Source organism: Kitasatospora sp. NPDC058184, from assembly GCF_042883725.1.
Lineage (GTDB): Bacteria > Actinomycetota > Actinomycetes > Streptomycetales > Streptomycetaceae > Kitasatospora.
On sequence record NZ_JBHVVE010000008.1, the window covers coordinates 134,345 to 158,942 of the forward strand.

The 24,598-nt window shown below is 74.2% G+C and carries 25 protein-coding genes and 1 pseudogene; 14 read left to right on the forward strand and 12 right to left on the reverse strand.

Going from position 1 to position 24,598, the window contains the following annotated elements:
- Positions 1-198: 198 nt before the first annotated feature.
- The 7 genes from ACFVXH_RS17530 to ACFVXH_RS17560 all read right to left on the reverse strand — a co-directional run bounded on the left by ACFVXH_RS17530 (position 199) and on the right by ACFVXH_RS17560 (position 5,554).
- Complete coding sequence (locus ACFVXH_RS17530) at positions 199-627, reverse strand: hypothetical protein (protein WP_387824510.1); 429 nt, start codon at positions 625-627, stop codon at positions 199-201.
- Between the two features lie 346 nt (positions 628-973).
- Positions 974-1,444, reverse strand: coding sequence for a hypothetical protein (locus tag ACFVXH_RS17535; RefSeq protein ID WP_387824513.1), 471 nt, complete (start codon positions 1,442-1,444; stop codon positions 974-976).
- On the reverse strand, positions 1,437-1,901 hold the full coding sequence (locus ACFVXH_RS17540; RefSeq protein WP_387824516.1) for a DUF6228 family protein: 465 nt from the start codon (positions 1,899-1,901) through the stop codon (positions 1,437-1,439). Before ACFVXH_RS17540 ends, ACFVXH_RS17535 begins: the two co-directional genes overlap by 8 nt.
- A 168-nt stretch (positions 1,902-2,069) precedes the next feature.
- Complete coding sequence (locus ACFVXH_RS17545; protein ID WP_387824519.1) at positions 2,070-3,266, reverse strand: ABC transporter permease; 1,197 nt, start codon at positions 3,264-3,266, stop codon at positions 2,070-2,072.
- Positions 3,263-3,973, reverse strand: a complete 711-nt coding sequence (locus ACFVXH_RS17550) for an ABC transporter ATP-binding protein (protein WP_387824522.1) — start codon at positions 3,971-3,973, stop codon at positions 3,263-3,265. The genes ACFVXH_RS17545 and ACFVXH_RS17550 overlap by 4 nt, the downstream gene beginning before the upstream one ends.
- On the reverse strand, positions 3,970-5,061 hold the full coding sequence (locus tag ACFVXH_RS17555) for an efflux RND transporter periplasmic adaptor subunit (RefSeq protein ID WP_387824525.1): 1,092 nt from the start codon (positions 5,059-5,061) through the stop codon (positions 3,970-3,972). The genes ACFVXH_RS17550 and ACFVXH_RS17555 overlap by 4 nt, the downstream gene beginning before the upstream one ends.
- Positions 5,051-5,554, reverse strand: coding sequence for a hypothetical protein (locus ACFVXH_RS17560; RefSeq protein ID WP_387824528.1), 504 nt, complete (start codon positions 5,552-5,554; stop codon positions 5,051-5,053). The genes ACFVXH_RS17555 and ACFVXH_RS17560 overlap by 11 nt, the downstream gene beginning before the upstream one ends.
- Positions 5,555-5,716: 162 nt before the next feature.
- Here ACFVXH_RS17560 and ACFVXH_RS17565 point away from each other — a divergent pair, with 162 nt between their 5' ends.
- Complete coding sequence (locus tag ACFVXH_RS17565) at positions 5,717-6,382, forward strand: response regulator transcription factor (RefSeq protein ID WP_387824531.1); 666 nt, start codon at positions 5,717-5,719, stop codon at positions 6,380-6,382.
- On the forward strand, positions 6,379-7,680 hold the full coding sequence (locus ACFVXH_RS17570) for a sensor histidine kinase (protein WP_387824534.1): 1,302 nt from the start codon (positions 6,379-6,381) through the stop codon (positions 7,678-7,680). The genes ACFVXH_RS17565 and ACFVXH_RS17570 overlap by 4 nt, the downstream gene beginning before the upstream one ends.
- Positions 7,681-7,738: 58 nt before the next feature.
- Here the strand turns inward: ACFVXH_RS17570 and ACFVXH_RS17575 are convergent, their stop codons facing one another.
- The 3 genes and pseudogenes from ACFVXH_RS17575 to ACFVXH_RS17585 all read right to left on the reverse strand — a co-directional run.
- Complete coding sequence (locus ACFVXH_RS17575) at positions 7,739-9,511, reverse strand: DUF4157 domain-containing protein (protein ID WP_387824537.1); 1,773 nt, start codon at positions 9,509-9,511, stop codon at positions 7,739-7,741.
- A 169-nt stretch (positions 9,512-9,680) separates the two neighbouring features.
- A complete protein-coding gene (locus ACFVXH_RS17580; protein ID WP_387824540.1) occupies positions 9,681-9,869 on the reverse strand; it encodes a hypothetical protein in 189 nt (62 codons plus the stop codon).
- Between the two features lie 71 nt (positions 9,870-9,940).
- Positions 9,941-10,150: pseudogene (locus ACFVXH_RS17585) on the reverse strand (DUF5959 family protein); the annotation flags it as partial.
- Positions 10,151-10,439: 289 nt separating this feature from the next.
- Between ACFVXH_RS17585 and ACFVXH_RS17590 the strand changes: the two are divergent.
- The 4 genes from ACFVXH_RS17590 to ACFVXH_RS17605 all read left to right on the forward strand — a co-directional run bounded on the left by ACFVXH_RS17590 (position 10,440) and on the right by ACFVXH_RS17605 (position 14,353).
- Positions 10,440-10,895 (forward strand): archease, encoded by a 456-nt coding sequence (locus ACFVXH_RS17590; protein WP_049650929.1) that lies wholly within the window; start codon positions 10,440-10,442, stop codon positions 10,893-10,895.
- A 49-nt stretch (positions 10,896-10,944) separates the two neighbouring features.
- Positions 10,945-12,372: an RtcB family protein gene (locus ACFVXH_RS17595; RefSeq protein ID WP_369808284.1), complete on the forward strand. Its 1,428-nt coding sequence runs from the start codon at positions 10,945-10,947 to the stop codon at positions 12,370-12,372.
- Positions 12,373-12,581: 209 nt separating this feature from the next.
- Positions 12,582-13,523: an ABC transporter ATP-binding protein gene (locus tag ACFVXH_RS17600; protein WP_387824544.1), complete on the forward strand. Its 942-nt coding sequence runs from the start codon at positions 12,582-12,584 to the stop codon at positions 13,521-13,523.
- On the forward strand, positions 13,520-14,353 hold the full coding sequence (locus ACFVXH_RS17605; RefSeq protein WP_380741677.1) for an ABC transporter permease subunit: 834 nt from the start codon (positions 13,520-13,522) through the stop codon (positions 14,351-14,353). Before ACFVXH_RS17600 ends, ACFVXH_RS17605 begins: the two co-directional genes overlap by 4 nt.
- A gap of 54 nt (positions 14,354-14,407) precedes the next feature.
- On the opposite strand, the gene ACFVXH_RS17610 is transcribed toward ACFVXH_RS17605, so the two are convergent.
- The gene (locus ACFVXH_RS17610; RefSeq protein ID WP_074003542.1) at positions 14,408-15,319 is read right to left on the reverse strand and encodes a LysR family transcriptional regulator; all 912 of its coding nucleotides are present in this window, start codon (positions 15,317-15,319) and stop codon (positions 14,408-14,410) included.
- A 249-nt stretch (positions 15,320-15,568) separates the two neighbouring features.
- On the opposite strand from ACFVXH_RS17610, the gene ACFVXH_RS17615 reads away from it, so the two are divergent.
- The gene (locus tag ACFVXH_RS17615; RefSeq protein WP_375874918.1) at positions 15,569-16,249 is read left to right on the forward strand and encodes a type 1 glutamine amidotransferase domain-containing protein; all 681 of its coding nucleotides are present in this window, start codon (positions 15,569-15,571) and stop codon (positions 16,247-16,249) included.
- 154 nt (positions 16,250-16,403) lie between these two features.
- Here ACFVXH_RS17615 and ACFVXH_RS17620 read toward each other — a convergent pair whose 3' ends face one another.
- A complete protein-coding gene (locus tag ACFVXH_RS17620) occupies positions 16,404-17,957 on the reverse strand; it encodes a carboxylesterase/lipase family protein (RefSeq protein WP_387824549.1) in 1,554 nt (517 codons plus the stop codon).
- Positions 17,958-18,085: 128 nt separating this feature from the next.
- Here ACFVXH_RS17620 and ACFVXH_RS17625 point away from each other — a divergent pair, with 128 nt between their 5' ends.
- The 7 genes from ACFVXH_RS17625 to ACFVXH_RS17655 all read left to right on the forward strand — a co-directional run.
- Complete coding sequence (locus ACFVXH_RS17625; protein WP_387824552.1) at positions 18,086-18,715, forward strand: TetR/AcrR family transcriptional regulator; 630 nt, start codon at positions 18,086-18,088, stop codon at positions 18,713-18,715.
- A gap of 92 nt (positions 18,716-18,807) precedes the next feature.
- Positions 18,808-19,890 (forward strand): TIGR03617 family F420-dependent LLM class oxidoreductase, encoded by a 1,083-nt coding sequence (locus tag ACFVXH_RS17630; protein WP_387824555.1) that lies wholly within the window; start codon positions 18,808-18,810, stop codon positions 19,888-19,890.
- Between the two features lie 233 nt (positions 19,891-20,123).
- Entirely contained in the window at positions 20,124-20,618 is a 495-nt protein-coding gene (locus ACFVXH_RS17635) for a hypothetical protein (RefSeq protein WP_074003538.1), read from the forward strand.
- Positions 20,615-22,486 (forward strand): GMC family oxidoreductase, encoded by a 1,872-nt coding sequence (locus ACFVXH_RS17640; protein WP_387824558.1) that lies wholly within the window; start codon positions 20,615-20,617, stop codon positions 22,484-22,486. The genes ACFVXH_RS17635 and ACFVXH_RS17640 overlap by 4 nt, the downstream gene beginning before the upstream one ends.
- Positions 22,483-23,325, forward strand: a complete 843-nt coding sequence (locus ACFVXH_RS17645) for a hypothetical protein (RefSeq protein WP_387824561.1) — start codon at positions 22,483-22,485, stop codon at positions 23,323-23,325. Before ACFVXH_RS17640 ends, ACFVXH_RS17645 begins: the two co-directional genes overlap by 4 nt.
- Entirely contained in the window at positions 23,322-24,023 is a 702-nt protein-coding gene (locus tag ACFVXH_RS17650; protein WP_387824564.1) for a DUF402 domain-containing protein, read from the forward strand. Before ACFVXH_RS17645 ends, ACFVXH_RS17650 begins: the two co-directional genes overlap by 4 nt.
- Before the next feature lie 30 nt (positions 24,024-24,053).
- Positions 24,054-24,598: hypothetical protein (locus ACFVXH_RS17655; protein ID WP_387824567.1), on the forward strand; the 545-nt coding region annotated here is incomplete at its 3' end.

The window sequence follows — 24,598 nt, forward strand, 5'->3', positions numbered from 1 at the left end:
TCGAGGGCCAGGGAGTTATCCCCGCGAGCGCGGGGCCGACACTTCCTGACCTGCTGTGATTGGGATCAGAGCGCGCCAATTCATTCAGTTCGGTTTCGGAGCTCCGCGGGCGCGGGGCCGGTGTCCCGGAGGCCGTCTTTCCGAGGTGCGCCCTGGCAAGCCGGCTTTGAGCCTTCGAAGGCGTGGTACGGGCTGTTGTCAGGCGTGGGTGTAGGGGACGGGTTCGCCGGTGAGGACGTCGGTCAGGGAGCGGGAGCGGAGTGGCTGACGCAGGACGACCGTCAGCTCGGCGATGCCGCCGTCCTCGCAGCCGATGTTCGGGCCCGAGGCGTCGCGGCGCTTGAGCAGCAGTGCGACCTGCTTGTCCGTTTCCCGTGCCACCAGGTCGGGCTTGTAGTCGCAGCCGCTCCAGGAGACCTCCATCGTGATCGTGCGGTCGTTCGCCGCCACGGCCGTGTTCTTCGTGGACGGGTCGGCGAGCGCGATGCGGCGCAGGACCGATGCGTCCCGCCGCTTGTACGGCAACGGATAGTCGGATCCGCCCGCCCCCTCGGAGCATGCCGACACCGCCACCGCGATCAACCCCACCGTGACCGTCCAATGTCTGTGGCGCACCGTCAAGTTCACGTCCCCGCCCTCCCCTTGTCGTGGGCCACGATAGGTCCGCTTCAACGGCGGCACCACACACGGTGTCGGCACGTGGCACGCCGACGGGTGATGCCGCCGCCCACCGTGCCCAGACCCGCCCAAGCAGCGGAGCCGACCTCAGCCGGGCAGCCGGGCGCGGGCGGACCGTCAAGCCACCTGCGATGTGGGCCCGTACGGGCCCGGCGTCGGCCGTTTCGGCGGGACCTGCCACTTCGACTGGCAGCACGCCACCGACGGGAACGGCCTGTTCCTGGCACTCGGTGAAGCCCTCATCGGCCCCTGCGGCACCGACGGCAGCAGCACCGCAGACCGACGGGGTCGGGGGTCAGGCCGCCGGGTCGGACCGGTGCGTGCGCCAGAGCGACCTGAGGGCTTCGAGCTCGGTGCGGGGGAAGTGCTCGCCCCATTTGCCGCGGTATCCGCTCTCGCCGTACTTCGTGGCGGCGTCGTCGAAGCAGCGGATCACCGCTCGCGCCACGGTGTCGACGTCCTGCTGGGTCGACCAGATCTCGGTGCCGGCGTTGTCGTGCCGGGCGCCGTCCGGTAGTCGGAGGAGGCGGATCCACACGTCGTCGCCTTCGCGGTAGAAGATCCACCGGAAAGCGGTGGGTTCCGCCTCGAACTGGGCCCGTGTCTCGGCTTCGCCGCTGACCAGCCGGGCGATCGCCGTCAGGAGGTCCTCAGGGGCGTTGGTGATGTACGAGGCTGTGACTTCGGCATCGTTCTGCCCGTCCGTGACACGGCAGTCCGCCCACCCGGGTCCGTCGAGGGTCCAGATGAGCCGCAGGTCAGCCACGGGCGCCGTCCTGCTGGGTGAGGAAGCCACGGACGTCGGCCGCGAGGGCGGACGTCTGCTCGCCGGCGTCCAGCCAGGTCGTGACGGAGGCCTCCCAACCGCCGGCCGCACTCCTCCAGGGGCGAAGGGTCCAGGTCAGTCCGACGTGACCGCCGGAGCGGAAGACCGCGCTGACGGTGAGGTCCCGGTCGTCGGTCTGCCAGACCCGTTGTCCGTCCCAGCCGCGGAAGTCGGCGGCCAGTTCCTCGAGGAAGGCCGCCAGGCCGGCGCCCCGGTTCCAGGCGACCACCTCGTCGACGCGGATGGCCAGCCCCGGTGCGGAGGCCTCGACCGCGTACCGCACGCGGTCCTCGTCGGGCCGGGAGGGGTCGCGGAGCCGTACGGTGACGGCGCGGTTGTCCTGGCAGCGGACTGTCACGGCGGCCGGTGTGTCGGGTTCGGTGTCGTGGGAGCTCACCGGGTGAACGGTAGATCACGGAGGCCCTGCCCGTCGCGGGGGTTGCGCGTCGGGGAGGCGTCCCGCGCGAGGATGAGGATCAAGTGACACCCTGCGTATGGGAGTTGCCTCACCCGCCGCGGACCGGAGGGTGGGGCGCCCGGAGGGGTGCCCCACCCGTGCGGCCCGCTAGCCGGCGTGGAGGGCGAGGGTCGGGGAGAGGCGGGCGGCCCGGACGGCCGGGTAGAGGCCGGCGACCGTGCCGATGAGCAGGGTGGCGGCGAAGCCCCCGGTGACGGCCCACGGGGGGACCACCCAGGGCAGGCCGCCCGAGGCGGCGAAGGCGTAGGTGGCGGCCGCGCCCAGGGCCACGCCGGCCAGTCCGCCCAGCCCGGAGAGCAGGAGGGACTCCGTCACGAACTGGAGGCGGATCTGGCCCCTGGTGGCGCCCAGGGAGCGGCGCAGTCCGATCTCGTGGCGCCTCTCCAGCACCGAGATGATCATCGTGTTGGCGACCCCGACGCCGCCGACCAGGAGCGCCACCCCGCCCAGTCCGAGCAGGAGGTCGGTGAACGCCCCCTCGGTGGCGGCCTTGGCCTGGAGCGCCGAGGAGGGGTCGGTGACCTGCACGTTGTGCGGGTTCTGCGGATCGACGGTGCGGGGGATCAGCTCGCGGACCGCGCTGACCGTCCGGTCCGTCGACCGTTCGTAGATCTGGGTCGGGTGGCCGTCGAAGCCCAGCAGCGTGCCGGCGCCGTCCCAGCCGACCAGGGCGGCCCGCTCGATCTCGGGAGCCAGCGGCAGCGGGTCGAGGATGCCGATGACGGTGAAGTACCGGTCGCCGATGTGGACCTGCTGACCGGGGGCGGTGATGCCCAGGCGCTGGGCCGCGACGTGTCCGAGCACCGTCGACGGGTAGCGCCCGTTGGCCTCGTTGAGCCAGGTGCCCGAGCCGACCGCGCCGCGTACGACGTCCAGCAGTCCTTCGGTGGCGGCCTTCACGGTGATGCCGCCGGTCTCGTCGTCGGGGATCTTCTCGCTGCGCCGGACGGACTGCGCCAGGTCACCGGTCGCGCCGACCTGCTCGACCCCGGGGACGCGGCTCAGCATGCCGACCGACTCCTCGGGCAGCTTCACCTTCTCGCCGAACAGCCCCTGGCCGGGGGAGGCCACCAGCAGGTTGGTGCCCAACCGGTCGAGCTGCCTCAGGAGTTGGGCCTTGCTGGAGGAGGAGATGCCGACCACCGCGATCATGGTGGCGATGCCGATGGCGATGCCCAGCGCGGACAGCACCACCCGCAGTGGCCGGGTGCGCAGGCCGGCCGAGCCGACGTGGAGGACGTCACGGGGGCCGAGCCGGCCCGGGGAGAGCCGTGTGCGGCTCATCGCTCCCCACCCCGATCGGCCGGGACGGCGGCGCCGGTGCGCAGGTCCGCCACGACGCGGCCGTCGCGGATCCGGACCTGGCGGGGCAGGCTGTCGGCGATCTCGCCGTCGTGGGTGATCACCGCGATGGTGGCACCGTCGGCGTTGAGGTCGTGCAGCAGCTCCATCACCGCTTCGCTCGAGGCGGAGTCCAGCGCGCCGGTCGGCTCGTCGGCCAGCAGCAGGTCCGGCTCGCCGACCACCGCCCGGGCGATCGCCACCCGCTGCCGCTGGCCGCCCGACAGCTCGTGCGGCCGGTGGTGCATGCGGTCCGCGAGCCCGACCCGCTCCAGGGCCAGGGCCGCGCGCCTGCGGCGCTGGGCGCGCGGCAGGCCCGAGTAGAGCAGGCCCTCGGCGACGTTGTCCTGGGCGCTGACCCCGGCCACCAGGTGGAAGGACTGGAAGACGAAGCCGATGTGCCGGGCGCGCAGGGCGGACAGCCTGCGGTCGGAGAGGGCGGCGACGTCGTGGCCCGCCAGGGTGACGGATCCGGCGCTGGGCCGGTCCAGGGTGCCGACGATGTGCAGCAGGGTGGACTTGCCCGACCCCGAAGGGCCGACGATGGCGAGCAGTTCGCCGCTTCCGATGCGCAGGTCCACCCCCTGCAGCGCCACGACCCCGCCCGGATACTCCTTGGTGACCTGGTTCAACTCGACCACCGCGCTCATGACGTGGGCACCCCGACCTTCATTCCCTCGGCCAGACCGGTCCCGCTGACCTCGACCCGGCCCTGTCCGAACATGCCGAGCTCGACCGGGACTTCGCGCACCTTCCCGTTCTCCACGACCTGGATGCCGAAGCCCCCGCCGGTCAGCGCGAGCAGGGCGTTGACCGGTACCGTCAGCACGTCCTCGCGGACCTCGCCCTCGAGCTCGACGGTGACCGGCGCCTGGTCGAAGCCCTCGGCCTGCCCCGGGTCGTCGAAGACCACCCGGGCGGTGATCTTGGCGGGCTTGTCCGGGGAGCCCTGCTCCTTGCCGTCCTCACCGATGGTGCGGTCGACGGAGGCGACCTTGCCCTTGGCCCTGCCGCCGCCGGGCAGAGCGACCTCGACCCGGGTACCGGGCTTGGCGAGGTCGGCCCGGGAGACGTCGATCCTGATCTGCACCTGCCGTTCGGAGCCGGTGGTGGTGAGGACCGGCTTGCCGGGAGCGGCCTGGTCGCCGACGGCCGCGTCGTTCTTCTTGATCCGCACCGGACCGGGCGAGAAGGCGATCTGCTCGGGGCCGATCTCGCCGGTCTGGGCCAGACCGTGGGCCTTCTGCCAGCGCTTGACCGCCTCCACGGTGCCGGGGGTGAACTCCTCGTCCGCGGCCAGCCCCTTGCCGTGGCCCAGGGCGCGGAGGTTCTCCTTCAGCTGTCTGACGTCCGGCCCCTTGTCGCCGGCCTTCAGCGTCCGGTACACGGGGCGCTCGCCGACCATGAGCCGGACCTTCCGGCCGTCGACCTCGTAGAGGACCCCGTCGCGCTCCACCACCGCGCCGGGCTCCGGGAGCCAGGTGAGGGTGCCCGTCACACCGGCGTTGAACCGGCGCTCCTCGGCGTACCCGAGGGTCCCGTCCACCTGGGTCCGGCTGCTCAGGTCCTGCCGTTCCACCGAGCCCGTGCTCGGCGGCAGCCCGTCCGTGCGCTCCGTGCCGGCGCTCGCGCCGCCGCCGGTCTGCGACAGGGCCGTGACCCCGCCCACCAGCGAGACCGAGGTGACCAGCGCGGCGATCAGGTACGTTCGGCGGCTCCGCCCGCGCTCACTCCGCATTCTGACCACTGCACGCCTTGTTCGCCTTGTCGAACCTGTCCTTGTCGGGGCCCTCCGGGACCTTCATCGCCTGTCCCGACATCGCCGAGTCGCCGTCGAACTTCGGGTCCGGCATGTCCACACCGTTACCGCGCATGCACTGGGCGAACTTGAGCGCCCTGTCCTTGTCGGCCTGGGACATCTTCGCGCCGCCCGCGCCACCGGCTCCACCGCAGGCCTTGAGGGCTTCCGCCATCTTGTCCTGGCCGCCCTCGAGGACCATGCCCCGCGGGTCCTGGCCCGGCTCCGGCTCCTTCACCTGGGCGCCGTGTTCGCGCAGGCACTTACGGTGCTCGTAGGCCTGGTCCGCCGCCGCGCCCCTGCCCGACGAGTCCGAGCCGCCGCCCCCGCCGGAGCCCGTGGCGCCTCCGCCACAGGCCGCGGTGAACAGCGCCATCCCCGCCACCAGCACGGCCGCCGCGCCGTACCTGTGGTTCCGCATGTGGTTCCGCATGGAATTCCTCCGTGTCCGATTGCGAGCGGCCGGCCACCGTGTCCGATACGTCTCCGATACCGGGTGACCGACGACGCAGAGGCTGGCACGCACCCGCGTTTCGCCGCTGTCAGCCGAGACCTTTACGGCGACGAAAGGTGGCTTTCAGGTACACCTGATGTCATGCGTGTACTGATCGTGGAGGACGAGGAATTCCTGGCGGACATGATCGCCGAGGGATTGCGGCGCGACGCCCTGGCCGTCGACGTCGTGTACAACGGCGCCGACGCGCTGGACCGGCTGCGCCTCACCGACTACGACGTGCTCGTACTCGACCGCGACCTGCCCGGAGCGCACGGCGACGAGGTGTGCCGGAGCGTCGTCGAGCAGCGGCTGCTGACCCGGGTGCTGATGCTCACCGCCGCCGGCACCGTCCGCGACCGCGTCGACGGCCTGGACCTGGGCGCGGACGACTACCTCACCAAGCCGTTCGCCTACGAGGAACTGCTGGCCCGGGTCCTGGCCCTCGGCCGCCGCACCCACCCCGCCCTTCCGCCGGTCATCGAACGTGCCGGCATCACCCTCGACACCGCCCGCCGCCAGGCCTTCCGGGAGGGCCGCTACCTCGCCCTGTCCCGCAAGGAGTTCGGCGTCCTGGAGGTGCTGATGCAGGCCGAGGGCGCCGTGGTCAGCGGTGAGGACCTGATCGACCAGGTGTGGGAGCGGAACATGGGATACCGCACCAACGCGGTCCGGGTCGCCCTCAGCAAGCTCCGCGCCAAGCTCGGCGAGCCCTCGGTCATCGACACCGTGCCCGGCCACGGCTACCGCATCGGCGTCCCGGCGTGAGGCGCTCCGCCCCGATCGGCCCGAACCGCCTTCCGCTGCTTCCGCTGCTTCCGCTGCCGGGCAGAGCACGCCCGCGGCTGCCGGGCGGGGAGCGGGGCCGGCTGACCATGCTCTACGGCGGGCTGCTCGTCCTCGCCGGGGCCATGCTCATCGTCCTGGTCAACTTCCTGGTCCGGGAGGGGCTGTACACCTCGATCAGCACGGCCGTCGCCGTCGAACCGCGACTGGCCACACTGGCGACCCCGGACCCCGCCGCGGCGGCGAAGACCCTCACGGTGGGAACCGCCGCACCCGCGAACGCCCCACCCGGGAGCGCCCCCGCCGGAGCCGACCCCGCCGACGGCGGACAGTCCCACTTCCAGGCCGTCAAGGTCGTCACCCAGGCCGCCGAGCAGGCCGCCCAGAACCAGCTGCTGACCGTCTCCCTGATCGCCCTGGCCGCCTTCGCCGTCATCTCGATGGCACTGGCCTGGTGGATGTCGGGACGGGTGCTGCGCCCGGTGGCGGTGATCACCAACACGGCGCGGCGGCTCTCGGGTGAGAACCTGCACGAGCGGATCGCCCTCGACGCACCCCCGGGCGAACTCAAACAGCTCGCCGACACCTTCGACGACATGCTCGACCGCATGGAGCAACTGGTCGGTGCGCAGCAGCGGTTCGCGGCCAACGCCGCACACGAACTGCGCACTCCGCTCGCGGTGCAGCGGGCCGCGGCCGAGATCGGGCTGGCCACCGGGGACCCGGCCGCCGTCGCCCGGGTCCGCCGCAAACTGATCGAGGTCTCCGAGAGCAGCGAACGGCTCATCGAGGGCCTGCTGTTGCTGTCCGTCTCCGACCAGAGGCTGGACCACCGCGAACCGGTCGCACTGGACCAGCTGGCCCGCGCGGTGGCCGCCGAGTGCGCCGCCCCGGAGGAAGCCCGGGCGAACGGCGTCACCGTCCGGACCGACACCGCCCCCGTGTCCGTCGACGGTGATCCGGTGCTGCTGGCACACCTGGTACGCAACCTGGTCGGCAACGCCCTGCGCTACAACCACGACGGCGGCCGGGTCGACGTCGACGTGCGCGACGGCGTCCTGGAGGTCGCCAACACCGGCCCCCAGGTGCCGCCGGAGACGGTCCCCTACCTCTTCGAGCCCTTCCGCCGCCTCCAGGAGCGTCGGCACAGCCCGCGTGAGGGCGCGGGCCTCGGCCTGTCCATCGTCGCCTCCATCGCGCGCGCCCACCACGCCACCGTCACCGCCGACCCCGGCAGCACGGGCGGACTGCGCGTCCGGGTCGAGTTCCCCACGGCCTGACCCGGCGGGCGGCGGCACCCGCAGGGCACGCGATCGGCCTCGCCCACCGCCCCGGCGCCTACTGGGCGCTGGGTTCCCGGGTCGCCGTGCGGTAGAAGTTCAGCGAGACCGGTCCCTTCGTGCTGGTCGCCTCCGGGCTCTTGCCCGTCATCTTCCGCTTCTCGGCAGCGTGGTACCGGAGGTCCTCGACGCTGTCCGCCGGCGGGACCGGATTGTCGGCCTCGAAGAGCTGGGAATGTCCCGAGTCGGCCACGACGAAGGTGTCCCCGTGCATGTTGGCCTGGCTCTCGCCCGCGTCGCCGAAGTTCGCCGCCACCAGGATGTGGACGCCTTCGTACGGCTCGTTCCAGAGGCTCTCCGCGGCGTTGTCCGAGCATATTTGGAGACGGACCTGAACGCCCTTCACCGTGGTCTCGAAGTTCTCCTGCCCGATGGCGAAGAAGCCTTGCTCCATCTCCTCCGGTGAACGGTCCGGAGCTCCTCCCCAGTCCGGCGCCTCGAAACGCTTCGTGTAGGTCTTCGGATCCTGGCCGCCCTGGAAGACACGCGCGTAGTTGTCGAACACGGTCACGTTGCCCGACCCGTCGGGGTCAGGTCCTTGCTCCCAGATCTCCTCCAGTTCCGCTACCGAGTCCTTGGCGTATCCGTTGTCGGCACCCATGTTCTCCTTGAGCCGCTTCCGGCCCTCCCGCTGGTCGGCGCGCGCCTGGTCCGATTCGTGCGCGTCGAGGGAACGGCGGCGGCCGATGGTTCCCGGCACCACCAGGTAGTTGCTGGGCAGGATCGCCAGGCGGTCGGCGAGCCACTCGTCCACGCCGGCCGCCTGGTCCCCGCTCAGGAAGTGGGTGCCCTGGCCGCTGAAGTAGTACTCCGGCGCGGTGAAGATGTACACCTGCTCGGGGTCGTACCGCTTGCTCCATTCGAGGAACGCGGTGTCCAGCGCCTCGCCCAGGAGCTTCTTCTTCTTATCCAGCTCGACGGCCGACCACTGCGCACCCGCTTTCATCACCTTGTCCGTGGGGGCCTGGACACTGGCGATGTGGACACCGGTCCTGTCCGCGCCGATCTCCGTGTCATGGGGATCGAACGTCTCGCGCGCCCACGGCTCGGTGCTCCCGAGGCGCCCGCCGGCGGCCTCCGCGAGGTTCGCCGCGACCTCGCGGTCCTCCTCCGCCGTCGCGCGCTGCACCGCTACGTCGGTACGGGTGCCGACGGCGGCTCCGCCCTCGGCCCGCGTCGACGGAAGCACCGACCGCCGCATGACGCGAACGGCGTTGGCCTCGGCCTCGCGTTCGAAGCGGTCGGAGGGGTCGGAGACCTTCAGCCCGGTGCCGTCGTCCGTTCCGGCGACGGGGCCCTGGCGCTGCTGGATGACGTGGGTGAGTTCGTGGGCGAGGGTGCGCTTGTCGCCTCCGCCCTCGCCGATGACGACATGGTGGCCGGAGGTGTAGGCGCGGGCGCCCACGTCCACTGCCGAGGCCCGCGCGGCGGCGTCCGTGTGGATGCGGACGTCCGAGAAGTCCGCGCCGAGCCGGCCTTCCATCTCGGCGCGCGTGCCGTGGTCGAGCGGACGCCCCGGGGAGCGCAGCACGTCCTGGACGGTGGAGCGCTGAACGGCGTGCTCGGCCTGCCCGTAGTCGAATTCGTCGCCCTGCCTGGGCTCTTCCTGAGCCCCTGGCCGTCCGGTCCGGCGGAGCATCCGGACGACCGCCGCGTTGCCGACGCTGCGCTGGAGGGCCAGGAGAGGCGGCGCGCCCCCGATCGCGGGCTTGCTCGCCGGTGGACGGCTGCGCTCGGCCTCATCGGTCTTCGCGCTGTGCTGGGCGTGCATGGTCTCCCTCTCGCACGGCAGGCGGTCACCCTCCTGACTAACAGACGGGCAGGAGCTCCACCAGAGGCGCGAAGGCAGTCCGGACTGCCTGATCGGGCACGACGCGCTGCCCGTCGCGCAGACACGGCCACCGTTCGGCCGCACGGGGACGGCCCCGATCCGCCACCGGTCAGTCCGTGGCCGGCCGGTCCCAGCCGAGCTGGACGAACACGCCGAGGCGGTCGCCCACGGCGCGGATCCCGACGATCCGCCCGGCGCGGACGACGCCGAGCGGTTCGCCGTCGCGCTCGACGCCCTCCTGCTCGGCTTCGAGGCGCTGCGCTCGGGCTGAGGCGGGGCCGGGGTGCCTGGCATCCACCAGGTGCCAGGCCAGGCCGATGGGCGACGAGGCCGTTGCCGGGTGGGCGGACGACCGGTGTCGGCAGGGCGTCAGCCTGTGAGGAGCTGTCGTGCCTTCACCAGGCGCGCTCGATGCTCCTCGATCCACCCGACCGGCGGGGACATCGGCAGGCTGACCGTCACCTGCGAGGACGGGTCGTCGCTCACCGTCACCCCGATCGCCCCTGAAGGGAGCGGCTTGATCCTCAACCGGACCGTCCGGCCGGAGTCCAGCCACGAGACGAACCTGGCACCGGCAAGACCGTCGAGGGCAGGCCTGCGGCGCGGTGGACGTCCGACGGCCGTCCGCTATGCCCGTAGACGATCGGTGTCCGTCGTGGTCGGGCCCTGGCCATCAGGGAGAAGCCGGATTCGGCGGGAGTCTCCCGCAACTGCCCGACATCCACCGTGGCAGGCCGAAGCGTGGCGTGTGCGGACCACCGAGGTCCCTGGGTCGAGAAAGGCCTCCGGTGCGGGCCGCACTTGCCCCCGGGTGGGCCGCGGGACGAGGCTGGAGGGGAGAGGGAAACGGGTGCGGGAGGCGTCGCTCGTGGACGGAGACGAGCCTGCCGGCCGGTCCGCCGGCGGGCACCGGAGTGTGCCGCACACGGCCGACCTGCGGGTCGAGGCCTGGGCGCCGACGGCGGAGGGCTGTATCGGCGAGCTGGTGCACGGCGTCGTCGGCAGTTTCGCCGACCTGGCCGGCGCGCGGATCGTCGGTGAGCGCGGCTGCACGGTCCTCGCGGTGAGCGATCCGGACCTGCTGGCGGGCGTCCTGGAGGAGGTCGTCTACCGGATGGACGTCGACGGCGAACTGCCGGTGGCGGTGGCGGTCGGTCCGATCGAGGGCCTGGACGGCGCCCGTCGGGTGGCGGTCCGGTTCCGGATGGCCGACGCCGCCACGGCCGCCCTGGTCGGCGCCGTGCCGAAGGCCGTCTCACTGCACGACCTGGACCTGAGTGCCGGGCCGGACGGCTGGACCTGCCAGGCCACGGTGGACGTCTGAGCCCGGTCCCGGCGCGGTGGGCCGGAGCCGCGGGAGCGGGGTGAGCGAGGTGGAGATCGCACTGACCGAGGCCGGCCGGTACCGCTGGCGGATCGAGCCGCGCCCGCCGATGCGGGTGCCCGGGGTGGTGTTCGCGAGCGCCGCGCTGCTGCCGCAGGCCGCCGGGGACAAGGCGCTGGAGCAGGTGGCGAACGTGGCGACGCTGCCCGGGATCGTCCGCGCCTCCTTCGCGATGCCGGACGTGCACTGGGGCTACGGCTTCCCGATCGGCGGGGTCGCCGCGACCGACGTCGAGCGGGGCGGGGTGGTCTCGCCGGGCGGGGTGGGCTTCGACATCTCCTGCGGGGTCCGGCTGCTGGCGGCCGGGGTCGGCCGGGACGAACTCGACCCGGAGCGGATCGGCCGCCTGATGGACCTGCTGGACCGCACCGTCCCGCGCGGCCTGGGCCGGGGCGGCCTGTGGCGGCTCGGCGGACCGGAGGAGCTGGACGAGCTGCTGATCGGCGGTGCCCGCTACGCGGTCGAGCACGGCCACGGTGTGCCGCGCGACCTGGAACGCTGCGAGGACCGCGGCGTGCTGGCCGGCGCGGCTCCCGGGGAGGTGAGCACCCGGGCCGTCGAGCGCGGGCTGCAGCAGGTCGGCAGCCTCGGATCGGCCAACCACTTCCTGGAGGTGCAGGCCGTCGACCGGGTGCACGACCCGCGGACCGCCGCCGCCTTCGGACTGCGGCCGGGACAGGTCTGCGTCATGATCCACTGCGGCTCGCGCGGCCTCGGCCACCAGATCTGCACCGACCACGTCCGCGCCATGGACCGCGAACTGCACCGCTACCGGATCGAGCTCCCGGACCGCCAGCTCGCCTGCACCCCGGTCGACTCCCCGCGCGGCCGTGCCTACCTGGGCGCCATGACCGCGGCCGCCAACTACGGCCGGGCCAACCGGCAGCTGCTCGCCGAGGCGGCCCGCCGCGCCTTCGCCACCGTGCTCGGCGTCGGGCTGGAGCTGGTCTACGACGTCTCGCACAACCTCGCCAAGCTGGAGACCCACGAGGTGGACGGCGAGCTCCGGACGCTGTGCGTGCACCGCAAGGGCGCCACCCGGGCGCTGCCGCCGGGCGACCCCGACCTGCCCGCCGACCTGGTGGAGGCCGGGCAGCCGGTGCTGGTGCCGGGCACCATGGGCACCGCCTCGTACGTCATGGTCGGACTGCCCGGCAACGAGGCCTTCCGCTCCGCCTGCCACGGCGCCGGGCGGGTGCTGAGCCGCCACCAGGCGCTGCGCACCGTACGCGGCGAGCGGCTGAAGAGCGAGCTGGAGGCGCGGGGGATCGCGGTGCGGCCGGCCTCCTGGCGGGCGCTGGCCGAGGAGACCCCCGAGGCGTACAAGGACGTCGACGCGGTGGCCGCCGTGACCGAGGCCGCGGGGCTGGCCCGGCAGGTCGCCCGGCTGGTGCCGCTGGGGGTGTGCAAGGGGTGAGACACCCTCCGTTTCGGCCGCGTCCCTCGACTCGCCCGGCCGGGCGCGCTTGGATGTCGGACGCGTCCGTCACCGGGGCGCGTCCGGCGACGGATCGCATCCCGTCGCTGGAGCCCGTCCGGCACCGTCGGGCGCGTCCCTCACAGGAGGTGGTCATGCCGGGAAGCCCGGATCCAGCCGTCGACCGCCGGGGCACCGGAGGCGGTCCGGTGATCGAACTGCGTGCGCTCACCAAGCGCTACGGCAGTACGGTCGGCATCGAACAGCTGGACGTGTCGGTCGAGGCCGGCGAGGTGTTCGGCCTGCTCGGCCCCAACGGCGCCGGCAAGACCACCACGCTGCGCTGCCTGGTCGGCCTGCTCGGCCCCAGCGACGGGCAGGTGCGGGTGCTCGGCCTGGACCCGGTGGCCGACCACGGCCGGCTCGCCCCCTCGATCGGCTACCTGCCCGGCGAACTGCGGCTCTACCCCGAGCTCACCGGGCAGCAGACCCTCGACCTGCTCGCCGCCCTCCAGGGTGCCCCGGTCCCGCGCCAGCGCGAGCTGTGCGAGCGGCTGAAGCTCTCCCGGGCCGACCTGGCCCGGCCGGTGGGGCAGTACTCGCGCGGCATGAAGCAGAAGCTCGGACTCGTCCAGTCGCTCCAGCACCGGCCGCCGGTGGTGGTGCTGGACGAGCCGAGCGAGGGGCTCGACCCGCTCGTCCAGGAGACCTTCTACGAACTGCTCGCCGAGGAGGCCGAGGCCGGACGGACCGTCCTGCTCTCCAGCCACGTGCTGCCCGAGGTGCAGCGGACCTGCGGCCGGGTCGCCATCGTCCGCCACGGCCGGCTGGTCACCGTCCGCTCGGTGGCCGAACTGCGCCAGGCCCGGGCCCGCCGGGTCCGGCTGCTCCTCGACGACGGGCGGGGCGCCCGGCCGCTGGGCGCCGCCGAGCGGTGGTCCCCGCGCTGGGACGGCCCGCGGGTCGAGCTGCTGGTGCCGCCGGACGAGGTGGTCGCGGCGGTGCGCAGCCTGCTCGCCGAACTGCCGGTGGCCGACCTGACGGTGGAGGAGGCGGGCCTGGACGAGGCCTTCCTCGACCTCTACCGGTCCGTCGGGGCCGAGGAGCGATCAGCCGGCGGCAGCCGGCCGGAACCGGAGGAGCGGCCGTGAACCCGGGCACCGTCAACCGCCGCCTCCCGCTGGTCTGGCTCGCCCTGCACCGGCGGCGCCGGATGCTGCTCTCCCTGCTGTTCGGCATGGTCGTCTTCGAGGCCCTGATCGTGGTGATCGCCGGGACCATCCCGCCCGGCGACCTGTTCGGCGGCGGCCGCACCCCGCCCGGCGCGTTCAAGGCCTTCAGCGGTTCCAACGGCGACGTCTCCATCGCCAGTTACCCCGGCCTGCTCGGCGCCGGGCTCACCCACCCGTTCTGGATCGCCCTCCAGCTGACCGTGATCGGCTCGCTCGGCGCCGCCGCCGTCGCGGCCGACGTCGAGTCCGGCACCATCGAGCTGCTGATGACCCGCCCGGTCTCCCGCCGCCGGCTGCTCGCCGAGCGGACCGGCGCCCTGGTCGCCGCCTCGGTGCTGCTCAACGCCGCCGCCACGCTGACCCTCGCGCTCGGGGTGGCCGCCTCCGCGCCGCTGCGCGAGGCCGTCCCGGAGGGCGCGGTCTTCACCGCCGGACTGCTCGGCTGCGCCCTCGCGTTCTGCCTGACCGGACCGGTGCTGGCGGTCTCCGCGGTCAGCCGGCGGCGGGCCCATGTGGTCGGCGCGGCCGTCGCCTTCGGCGCGGTCGGCTTCGCGCTCAACTTCGTCGCGCTGGCCTGGTCCCCGGCCCGGCCGTTGCGCTACCTCAGCCCGTTCCACTACTACGCGCCGGGCGACGTGCTCGGCCACGGCGGGGTGCCGTGGGCGGCGTTCGGCGTGCTGCTCGGGGTGGGGCTGCTCGGGCTGGTGGCGGCCTTCCGGCTGCTGGAACGGCGGGACCTGGCGGTCTGATCCCGGGGCGCGGTGTGTGGCAGGTGGGCGGCCGGTCGGTGGGGGTGCGGCCGGTCAGCCCCAGGTGCGGGCCGCGGCCAGCAGGTGTTCGCGGACCAGGGCCACGTGCGGGTTGGCCGAGCCGGCCGGACGGCGCACCAGGTAGGCGGTGTTGATCGGCGGATCGGCCGGCTCGTGCAGCAACCGCAGGGCCCCGGAGGCGAGTTCGGCCCGGCACAGGTAGCCGGGCAGCACGCTCCAGCCCGCGCCCGCGGTCACCGCCGAGAGCAGCGCCCGCAGGTCCGGCACGGTGACCGCGGCCCGGGCGTGCAGCCGCCGGTCGAAGACGTGCCGCCAGTAGCGGCGGGCGATCGGCAGGTCCTCGGCGTAGCTGAGCAGCGGTGCCTCGGCCAGCGCGTCGGGCAGCTCCCGGCCGGCCAGCCGCTCGGCCCAGACCGGGGCCGCGACCAGGACGAACTCCTCGTCGGCGAGCGGTTCGGCGAGCAGCGTCCGGCCGCGCGGACGCCGGGTGGCGACCACCAGGTCGTGCTGCCCGGCGCGCAGTTCCGCCAGCAGCGGGTCGGTGAGCCCGCCGGTCACCCGCAGCTGGACGCCCTGCGCGACCAGCGGGGCCAGCTCGGCCAGCAGGACGGTGCCGAGGAACTCGGCCGGCCCGGCCAGGTGCACCGGCTCCGGCGCGCCGCCGCCGCGCCCGTCGGCGAGGCCCGCGAGCCGGTCCAGGGGCCCGGCCAGGCGGGCGGCGAGGTCGTCGGCGTACGGCAGCGGGCTGACCCCGCGGGCCCGGCGTTCGAACAGCTCCCGGCCGAGCCGCTGCTCCAGTGCCCGGATCTGCGCGGTCACCGTGGACTGGGAGAGGCCCAGCAGGTGCGCGGCCGCGGTGAAGGAGCCCGCCCGGTGCACGGCGAGGAAGGTTCGCAGCTGGTTGAGGTCCAGCGGGCCGGAGCCGGTGGCCGGGCGATCGCTCATGCCCGTGAGCGTACGGGATCCCGATGGCTCGGCGGTGGGCCCTGGGGTAGGCCCGATGGTGGATTCCGTGGTCAGTTCGGTGCTGAGCTTGGCGACCGGCTCGACGGTCCGGGTGAGGTATCGGAATTCCGATGCCTCGTATCGCGTGGCCCATTGGTTCCCGTGGGCCGGGCGCGTCTAGCGTCGACCGCGTGAGCGCCGCGGCGGACCGTCGTGGCGGAGACCGCGGCACCCCCGGAGGCACACCCCATGGCCGACATCCTGTTCGTCCTGACCGGTTCGAAGGTCTGGACCCTGAACGACGGCACCGAGCACCCGACCGGCTTCTGGGCGGAGGAGGCGGTCGTCCCGTACCGCGCCTTCACCGAGGCCGGCCACCGGGTCGCCGTCGCCACCCCCGGCGGTGTCGTCCCGGTCGCGGACCGGGCCAGCCTGACCGACCCGGCGATGGCCGAGGAACTGGCGGGGATCGCCGAGTTCCGGCAGCCGCTGGTGCTGGCCGAGGTCGACCCGGCCGACTACGACGCCGTGTTCTACCCCGGCGGCCACGGTCCGATGGAGGACCTGGCGGTCGACGCCGACTCCGGCCGGCTGCTCACCCGGGTGCTCGCCTCCGGGCGCCCGCTCGGAGTGGTCTGCCACGGCCCGGCCGCGCTGCTCGCCGCGCGGACCGAGGACGGCGGCTCGCCCTTCGCCGGGTACCGGGTGACCGGCTTCACCAACGCCGAGGAGACCCAGGCCGGCCTGGCGGACCGCGCGCCGTGGCTGCTCCAGGACCGGCTGGTCGGGCTCGGCGTGGACTTCGAGGAGGGCGAGCCCTGGGCGCCGCACGCGGTGGTCGACCGCAACCTGGTGACCGGTCAGAACCCGGCCTCCTCGGCCCTGGTGGCGACCGGGCTGCTGCGGCTGCTGAAGGACGCGGGGAAGTAGAAGTAGGGGAAGTAGCGGGTCCGTGCGGTCGCCCGTGCACGGGAGCTGCCTGAACGGGTGAGGAGCCCACGGCGGGTACGGCGCGGGCATGCGCCCGCGCCGTACGGCCGTCCACGGCACCCGCCCTCGGACTCCCCGTCCGGCCGGGCCCCCGTCAGTGCAGGTCGTAGGCGGTGAGGGGGTGCCCCGCCCAGATCCGGCGGGCGGCCTGTTCCGGGTAGCGGACGGTCTCCGAGCGGGCGTCCAGGACGCGGGTGAGCTGCTCGTCCGGATCGAAGGCGGGCCACCCCGGGTCGCCGGTGGTGGCGAACCGGACCCAGGCCCGGCGCAGCTCCGCCGACACCCGGACGGCCTCCGGCGGGGGCGGGTCGCCGAGCGACTGCCGCGCCGTCGGGCTGTCCAGGCTGCCGAACGCGAGCGGCACGTCCAAGCCGTGGCAGGCGCCGAGGACGCCGCCGAGGGCGGGGGCGGGCAGGGCGAGCTCGAAGAGGTACGAGGTGCCGCCGGCGGCCGCGTTGGCCTCGGCCAGCCGGAGGGACGGCACCCGGAACAGGGCGTCGGAGCCGACGGCTTCGAGGAGTTCGGAGGGCGTCGCGCCGGGGAGGGCGGACCGGTAGGCGTCCGGGCCGCCCGGCGTCGGCGCGAACGCCTTCAGCATGCGCTGCGCCTCCTCCTCGGTGAAGCCGCCGTGTCGGCCGCTGAGGACGCTGAACAGCCGGAACTCGTCCCGGGTGTGACCGACCAGCAGGTCCACGCCGGCGGTCAGCGCCGACCACGGGGAGCCCGGCAGGATCTCGCCGTCGACCACCGGGACGGTGGCGATGCCGCTCCGTGCCAGTCGGCCCCAGCGTGCGACGTGGTCCGGCAGCGCGGCATTCAGCTCGGTGACCGCCGAGGCCAGGCGCCAGGGGTGCACCTCGGCCAGCGCGGCGGCGGTGGGGACGGTGCCGAGCAGCTTCGCGAGCTCGGCGGTGACCTCGGCGGCCAGTGCGGGCGTGCAGTGGTTGCCCGGCACCGAGTGGGCGACGGCCCGCCGGAACAGGCCGCGGGCCGGGTCCATCGCCAGCAGGGCGGCGACCGAGCCGGCGCCCGCGGACTGCCCGGCGACGGTCACCCGGGCCGGGTCCCCGCCGAACCGGGCGATGTTGCGCCGCACCCAGTGCAGGGCGGCGATCTGGTCCAGGAAGGCCCGGTTGGCCGGGGCGCCCTCCAGCAGGGCGAAGCCCTCGGCGCCCACGCGGTAGTTGACGGCCACCACGACCAGCCCGGCGGAGGCCAGGGCGGTCGGGTCGTACAGCGGGTCGCCGGCGGTGCCGGACATGAATCCGCCGCCGTGGATCCAGACCAGGACCGGCAGCCCGGCCGCGCCCGGATCGGGCGTGCAGACGTCGAGCGTCAGCCAGTCGGTGTCCTCGGACGGCTCGCCGGACCCGGCGGGCATCGGCCCGGACTGGGGGACGACGGGGCCGAAGGCGACGGCCTCGCGGACGCCGTCCCACGGCTCGGGTACGGCGGGGGCGGCGAAGCGGAGGGCTCCGACGGGCGGCTGGGCGTAGCGGATGCCGCGGAAGACGGCGAGTTCCCGGCCGCCTCGCTGCTCGTGGTGCTGCTCGTGGTGCTGCTCCGAGTGCTGTTCCGGCTCGCGCCGCGGCTCCCAGCGGCCGCGGACGAGTCCTTCGGTGGTGCGGATGACGGGCTGCTCCGACATGTGGACGCTCCTCCCTCGGAAGGCTTCCCACGTTATAGGTCAGCTGTATTATGTCAAGCGTATGGAAAAGATCCCGCAGGGTCCGCGGCCTCCGCGGCCCGCGGGGAGAATCCGAGGAGCCGCCGCCGATGCCCAAGCAGGTCGACCACCGGGAACGCCGCGAGACGATCGCCCGTGCGCTGTGGCGGGTCGTGGAGCGGCGCGGCGCCACGCACCTGACGATGCGCGAGGTCGCCCAGGAGGCGGGCATCTCGCTCGGGCAGCTCCAGCACTACTTCGGCTCCCGGGCGCAGATGCTCACCTTCGCGATGGATTTCGCCGGCGAGCAGAGCGGGTTGCGGGTCGGCCGGGCACTGGCGGAGCTCGGCGAACGGCCGCACCCGCGCGACGTGCTGCGGGCGATGCTGGTCGAGCTGCTGCCCCTGCACGCCGACGCGCGGGCGACCAGCCGGATGAGCGCCGCCTACGTGCTGGAGGCGCTGCACGACGAGGAGGTCCACGCGCGGGCGCGCGACGGACTGCTCCAGGGGCGGGCGATGGTCGAGGGGATCGTCCGGCAGGCGATCGCCGACGGGCAGCTCGCGGCCGACCGCGACCCGGTGGTGGAGACGGACCTGCTGCTCGCGCTCACCGGGTTCACCACGCTGCTGGAGCTGGACGTGGTCGAGCCCGCCGCCGTGCTCACGGCCGTCGACCGGCACCTGGACCGGCTGTTCGCGGCGCCGGGTGGTGCGGGCGGTGCCGTCGGCGGTCGGTGAGGGGGCGGCGGTCGGTCCGGGGCCCGGGGGCCCGGGGCGGGGCGTGGCAGGCTACCCGGGTAGCACCGCCGCCCGCGACCAGGAGCACCGCCATGGACCGACCCGCCGCCCTCCGACCCGCCGCCCTGCGCCTCGACGCCACCGCCTCCGGACACCCGGCGGGCATCCTGGACGCCGCCGAGCGGGCCGAACGCCGGGGCATGGACCGGCTGGTGGTCGCCGAGACCGCGTACGACCCGTTCCTCCAGCTCGCCCGGGCGGCCGACCGGACCGAGTCGATCGAGCTGGCCACCGGCATCGCGGTGGCCTTCGCGCGGACCCCGATGACGCTCGCCTACCAGGCCTGGGGGCTGCACGCGGCCTCCGGCGGACGGGCCGTCATCGGGCTGGGCTCGCAGGTCAAGCCGCACATCGAGAAGCGCTTCGGGATGCCCTGGGACCGCCCGGCCGCCCGGATGCGCGAGTACGTGCACGCGGTGCGGGCGATCTGGCACAGCTGGCAGACCGGCGAACGGCTGCGCTTCCGGGGCGAGTTCTACACCCACACGGTGATGACGCCGGTGTTCTCGCCGGATCCGGTCCCGTCCGGGGTGCCGCGCATCCTGTTGGCGGGCGTCGGGCCGCTGATGACCCGGACCGCCGGGGCGGTGGCCGACGGCTTCCTGAGCCACCCGTTCTCCTCCACCGCCTACCTGGCCGAGCAGGTGCTGCCGGGCCTGACCGAGGAACGGGCCCGGGCCGAGGCGGAGGGCGCCGCGTGGACGAAGCGGCCGTTCGAGATCGTCGGCAACGTGCTCACCGCCACCGGCCGCACCGAGGAGGAGCTGGCGGCCAACCGGGCCGCCACCCGCGAGCGGCTCGCGTTCTACGCCTCCACGCCGGCCTACCGCCCGGTGCTGGCGCAGCACGGCTGGGAGGGGCTCCAGGAGGAACTGCACACCCACTCGGTTCGCGGGCGCTGGGCGGAGATGGCCGCGCTGATCGACGACGAGGTGTTCGACGCCTTCGCGGTCTGCGGTCCGGTCGAGGAGGTCGCGGGGAAGATCCACCGCCGCTACGCGGGGCTGGTCACCCGGCTGTCCGTCAGCCTCCCCGAGGACGCCGACCCGGAGCTGGGCCTGGACGTCCTGGCGGCGGTGCGGGCGCTGGGCCGACCGGAAGCGGACGCCGGATGATCGGGATGGACGGCCGACCGGGCACAGGGTGATGAAGTCCGGGCAGATTCGTGCAACGCGTTTCCGGTGGTGAGGGCGGGCGGCAGGATCGCGGTGGCAGGCAGGGCCGTCCCCGCGAGGATCGGCGGCCCCGGACCTGCCGCGTTGTGCGGGGCCTGTCGTGCCGTGCGGACCGTTGCGCCGTAAGGCCTGTCATGCCTCGGCCACCCGTTGCCGATCGTGGGGGTGTCCGCGTGTCCGTGTCCGACAACCGTCCGGCCGACTACGACCTGGCGGAGCGCTGGGACCCGGGAGCGAAGGCGTACGTCGACGCCCTGGCAGACCCGGACGAGTTCCTCCGCGTCTGCGCCGAACTGACCGGGTTCGACGTGCCCGAACTGCGCTCCACCGGCATGGCGGACGAGCACCACCGCACCACGCTGGCCCACCGGGTCCGCGACGAGCACGCCCTGGTCCACCTCTGGTACGTCGGCGCCTGGCCGGGCGAAGCGCCCTCCTCCGCCCGCGCCCACGACCAGGGGCTGGTCTGGCGGACCTTCCACGCCGTCCCGCCCGGCGCCGCCGCCCCCGGGCACGGCAGCTGGGCCGGCGCGCCCCGGGGCGCCGAGGTTCCGGGCCCCGAGGTCCGGGGAGGGGCGGAGATCCTGGGCGGGGCCGCGACGTCGGGAGGCACCGCATCGCGGGGCACCGGGGCAGTGGCACCGGAGAACGGCGGTGAGGGCCGGTGACCGCCCGTTGGGACGCCGTCGTGGTCGGCGCGGGCTTCGCCGGGACACTGGTCGCCCACCGCCTGGGCGCACAGGGCTGGCGGGTCCTCGTCCTGGAGGCCGGACGGGCCGCGCCCACCGGCGCCGAGGCCGCCACCGCCCACCGCGCGGCCGGCGGCGGACCGCCCACCTCGCCCTACCCGCACAGCCCCGAGGCGCCGTCACCCGACGTCACCGACCTCACCGGGAGCCCGGACGGCGGCTTCACCGCCACCGGCCACCTCCGCCAGTACGGGCCGCTGCCCTACGCCAGCGGCTACCTGCGCGCCAACGGCGGCACCGGGCTGCTCTGGACCGGACTCACCCCGCGCATGCACCCCGAGGACTTCCGCACCGGCGACCTCGGCCACGGCCGCAACTGGCCGATCGGCTACCACGACCTGGAACCCCACTACCGCGAGGCCGAACGGGAACTCGGCGTCGCCGCCGACGCCGAGGAGCAGCGCCGTGCCGTCGGACTGCCCATCCCGGACGGCTACGACTTCCCGATGCGGGCCATCCCGGCCAGCTACCTCGACCGGCAGCTGGCCCGGGCCCTCGACGGCCGGACCGTCCGCGACCCCGCCGTACCCGGCCCCGCCCGGCTCGCCGTCACCGCCACCCCGCACGCCCGCAACGGCGTGCCGACCAGGCCCGGCTCCGCCGACGGGCCGCTCTGCTCGGGCAGTTCCAGCTGCGTCCCGGCCTGCCCGAGCGGCGCCAAGTACACCCCGATGCGTACCCAGGCCCGCTGGGCGGCCGGGGTCGAACTGCGCACGGAGGCCGTCGTCAGCCGGGTGCTGGCCGACCCGGAGACCGGGCGGGCCCGGGAAGTCGAGTACCTCGCGGGCGGCACGACCCACCGGGTGACGGCGGACCTGGTCGTCCTCGCCGCGCACGCGATCGAGAACGCCCGGCTGCTGCTCCTCTCCGGTCTGGCCGACCGCAGCGACCAGGTCGGCCGGAACCTGATGGACCACCCGGCCCTGCTCACCTGGGGGCTGATGCCCCGACCGGTCGGCCCCTACCGGGGGCCCGGCTCCACCAGCGGCCTGGAGGCGTTCCGCTTCGGACCCGGGCGGGACCGCCGGGCGCCGTTCCGGATCGAGATCGGCAACTGGGGCTGGTCCTGGGCGGGCGGCGCGCCGGAGGCCGAGGCGGCGTCGCTGCTCGCGGCGGGCCTCCGGGGCAAGGAGCTCCGGGAGCGGCTCGGCGACCGGCTGGGCCGTCAGTTCTCGCTCCAGTTCGAGCTGGAGCAGCCCGCCGACCCGGCCAACCGGGTCACCCTCGACCGGGACCGGCGCGACCCGCTCGGCCTGCCGAGCCCGGCCATCCGCTACGACGTCTCCGAGTACGTCCGCGAGGGCATGGCCTCGGCCCGGGCCGTCTCCGACCAGCTGTTCGCGCTGCTCGGCGCCGAGGACCACACCGCCTACCCGGCGGCCGGATGGCCGGGACGGCTCGAACACCGGGGAACCGTCCACGGCTACCGGGGCGCCGGCCACGCCGGTGGCACCCACATCATGGGCGACTCGCCCGCCAACTCGGTGGTCGACCACTGGCAGCGGTGCTGGGAGCACCCCAACCTGTACGCCGTCGGCTGCGGGTCGATGCCCTCCCTCGGCACCTCCAACCCCTCGCTCACCATGGCCGCCCTCGCGCTGCGCAGCGCCGAGCGGATGCACCGCGACCTGCTGGAGCTGCACCGCCCGGCGGCCGTGGCGCCCCCGGCCGCCAGCCGTGTCCCCGTACCGCCCGTGTTCTCACCCGCGTTGTCCCCGTCGTCGTCCCCCTTGCCGTTCTCCTCTCCGTTCTCCTCTCCGTCCTCCTCGTCCTCGGAGCCCTCATGACCGGCCTGCCGCTGCCGCCCGTACCGGAGCCGTACCACCTGCCCTTCCACTACGGTGCGTTGCACAACATCGGTGTCGACTACCTGGTCGACCGTGCGCGGGCGAGTGAACTGCTCGCCAAGCGCCACCCCGGGCTGAGCGTCGCCGCCTTCGACGGCGGGGCCTGCGTCTCGCTCAACTTCCAGCTCTACTTCGCCCAGTATCCGAACGGCGGCGGCATCACCCAGGAGCTGGAGATCAACCTGATCGCCCACCCGGTCTTCGCCGAGGAGCGGATGCCGGTGGTCAACTACGGCCAGTACGCCCGGGGTTACGACCAGACCAAGCTGCTCGGCATCGCGCGGCTGCACGTGCTCTGCGACAACCCGCTCGCCATCGACGCCGGGCGCCGGCTGTACGCCGAGCCCAAGCACCCGAGCTGGTTCGAGACCACCCTGCCCTCCCTCAACGCGCCCGACGTGTGCGAACGCTGGTCGGTCTCCTGCCGTCGGGCCGCCCTCGGGCCGGACGGGCTGAGCCGCCACGACGAGGAACTCCTCGCCCTGGACGTGAACCTGGTGGGCCTCACCCCCGAGTCCGTCAACAACACCCCGATCACCGGCTACGGCACCGACGACGAGGGCAAGCTGCTGGCCGGACCGCTCAACGTCTACCAGCCCTACCGCTACTACGCGCTGGACGACCGCACCGCCGACCGCGTCCGGCTCGACCTCGGCAACCCCGCCGAGGAGTCCGCCCGCGACCTCGCCCACCTGATCGCCGACGCCCCGGCCGCCGGGGTCTGGACCTACCAGTCCCCGCCCGTCGCCGCCCACAACCGCGCCTACTACGTCCGGTGACGGCCCCGGGCTCGGCTTGCCTCTTCGCCCCGGGCGGCACCGCCGTACGGCGGGACGTCGCCCACGGCCGGGTCTGGTCGGCCATGCCCTACACCGTGCTCGCGGACGACGGTGACGTCCTGACCCTCACCGCCCGCCCGGGGACGGAGAGCCTGGCCCCGGCCAGCTGGACCGTCGCCGCGCACGCCGGAGACGACGCCCTGCGCCTGGACTGCGTCCACGACCTTGCCTCCGGCCGGTGGGAACTCGACCACTGGACCTGGCGCGACACCGTGGTGCTCAGCCGCTTCACCGCCGGAGTGCCGTTCAGCGTGCACCGTTTCCTGACCCCCGACGGCCGGCCGCTGCGCTGGTACGTCAACTTCGAGCGCCCGTACCGCCGGACGGCCATCGGCATCGACACCCTCGACCTCTTCCTGGACCTCGTGATCACCCCCGATCTGTCGTCGTACAGCTGGAAGGACGAGGACGAGTACGCCCAGGCCCGGCGCCTCGGCGTCGTTGACGAGGCCACCCACCGGCAGCTGGACCGGGCCCGGGAGCTCGCCCTCGCCCAGCTCCGGGACCGCGCCGGCCCGTTCGCCCCCGACCCGGACGCCTGGACGCTCCCGCCGGAGGGACCGCTGCCCACCCTCCCGGCCACCGCCCTCAGCACCCCCGCCGGAAAGTGGAATGAGGGCGGATCGGCGGGCTGTTAGGGCCGCGCCCCTGCACGAAGGACGGCGAGGGTGCTGAGGGCGGTGGCCGCGGCGGACACGACGGACGACATGGAGGCGCTCAAGCACCTGCATGACGGCGGCGACTACCGGCGGCTCGCCGAACGGACCTCGAATCCCGACGTCCTGCGCCGACTGGCCATTGGCGAGTACCCGTTCGTCTGGCACGCGATCGCCGACAACCCGGCCGCCCCCACCGACCTGCTGGCGGCCTTGGCCGGGCGCCGGCAGCAGGTGTGGAACGACAATCGCCTCCTTCGCTTGCTCGCGGCTCACCCCGCCCTCACGGGCGAGGCGTTGGACGGCCTGGTCGATCTCGTCGGGGACCGCCTGCGGGAGGGCGACCGTCCGTACGCGGCCGTCCTGGAGCTGGCCCGCCGACCGGAGCTGTCGGGCCCGCGGCGGCGCCCCCGCCGCCCCCACCCCCCGGGCGCGGGCCGGCGGCGGCCGGGGGTGACCCCCGCGCGGGGGGGGCGCCCCGCCCCGGGGGGGGGCGGGGCCCCTCCGCCGGATGGTGCGGTGGTCACAGGGTGGTCACCGGCGGGGTCAGGTCGTCG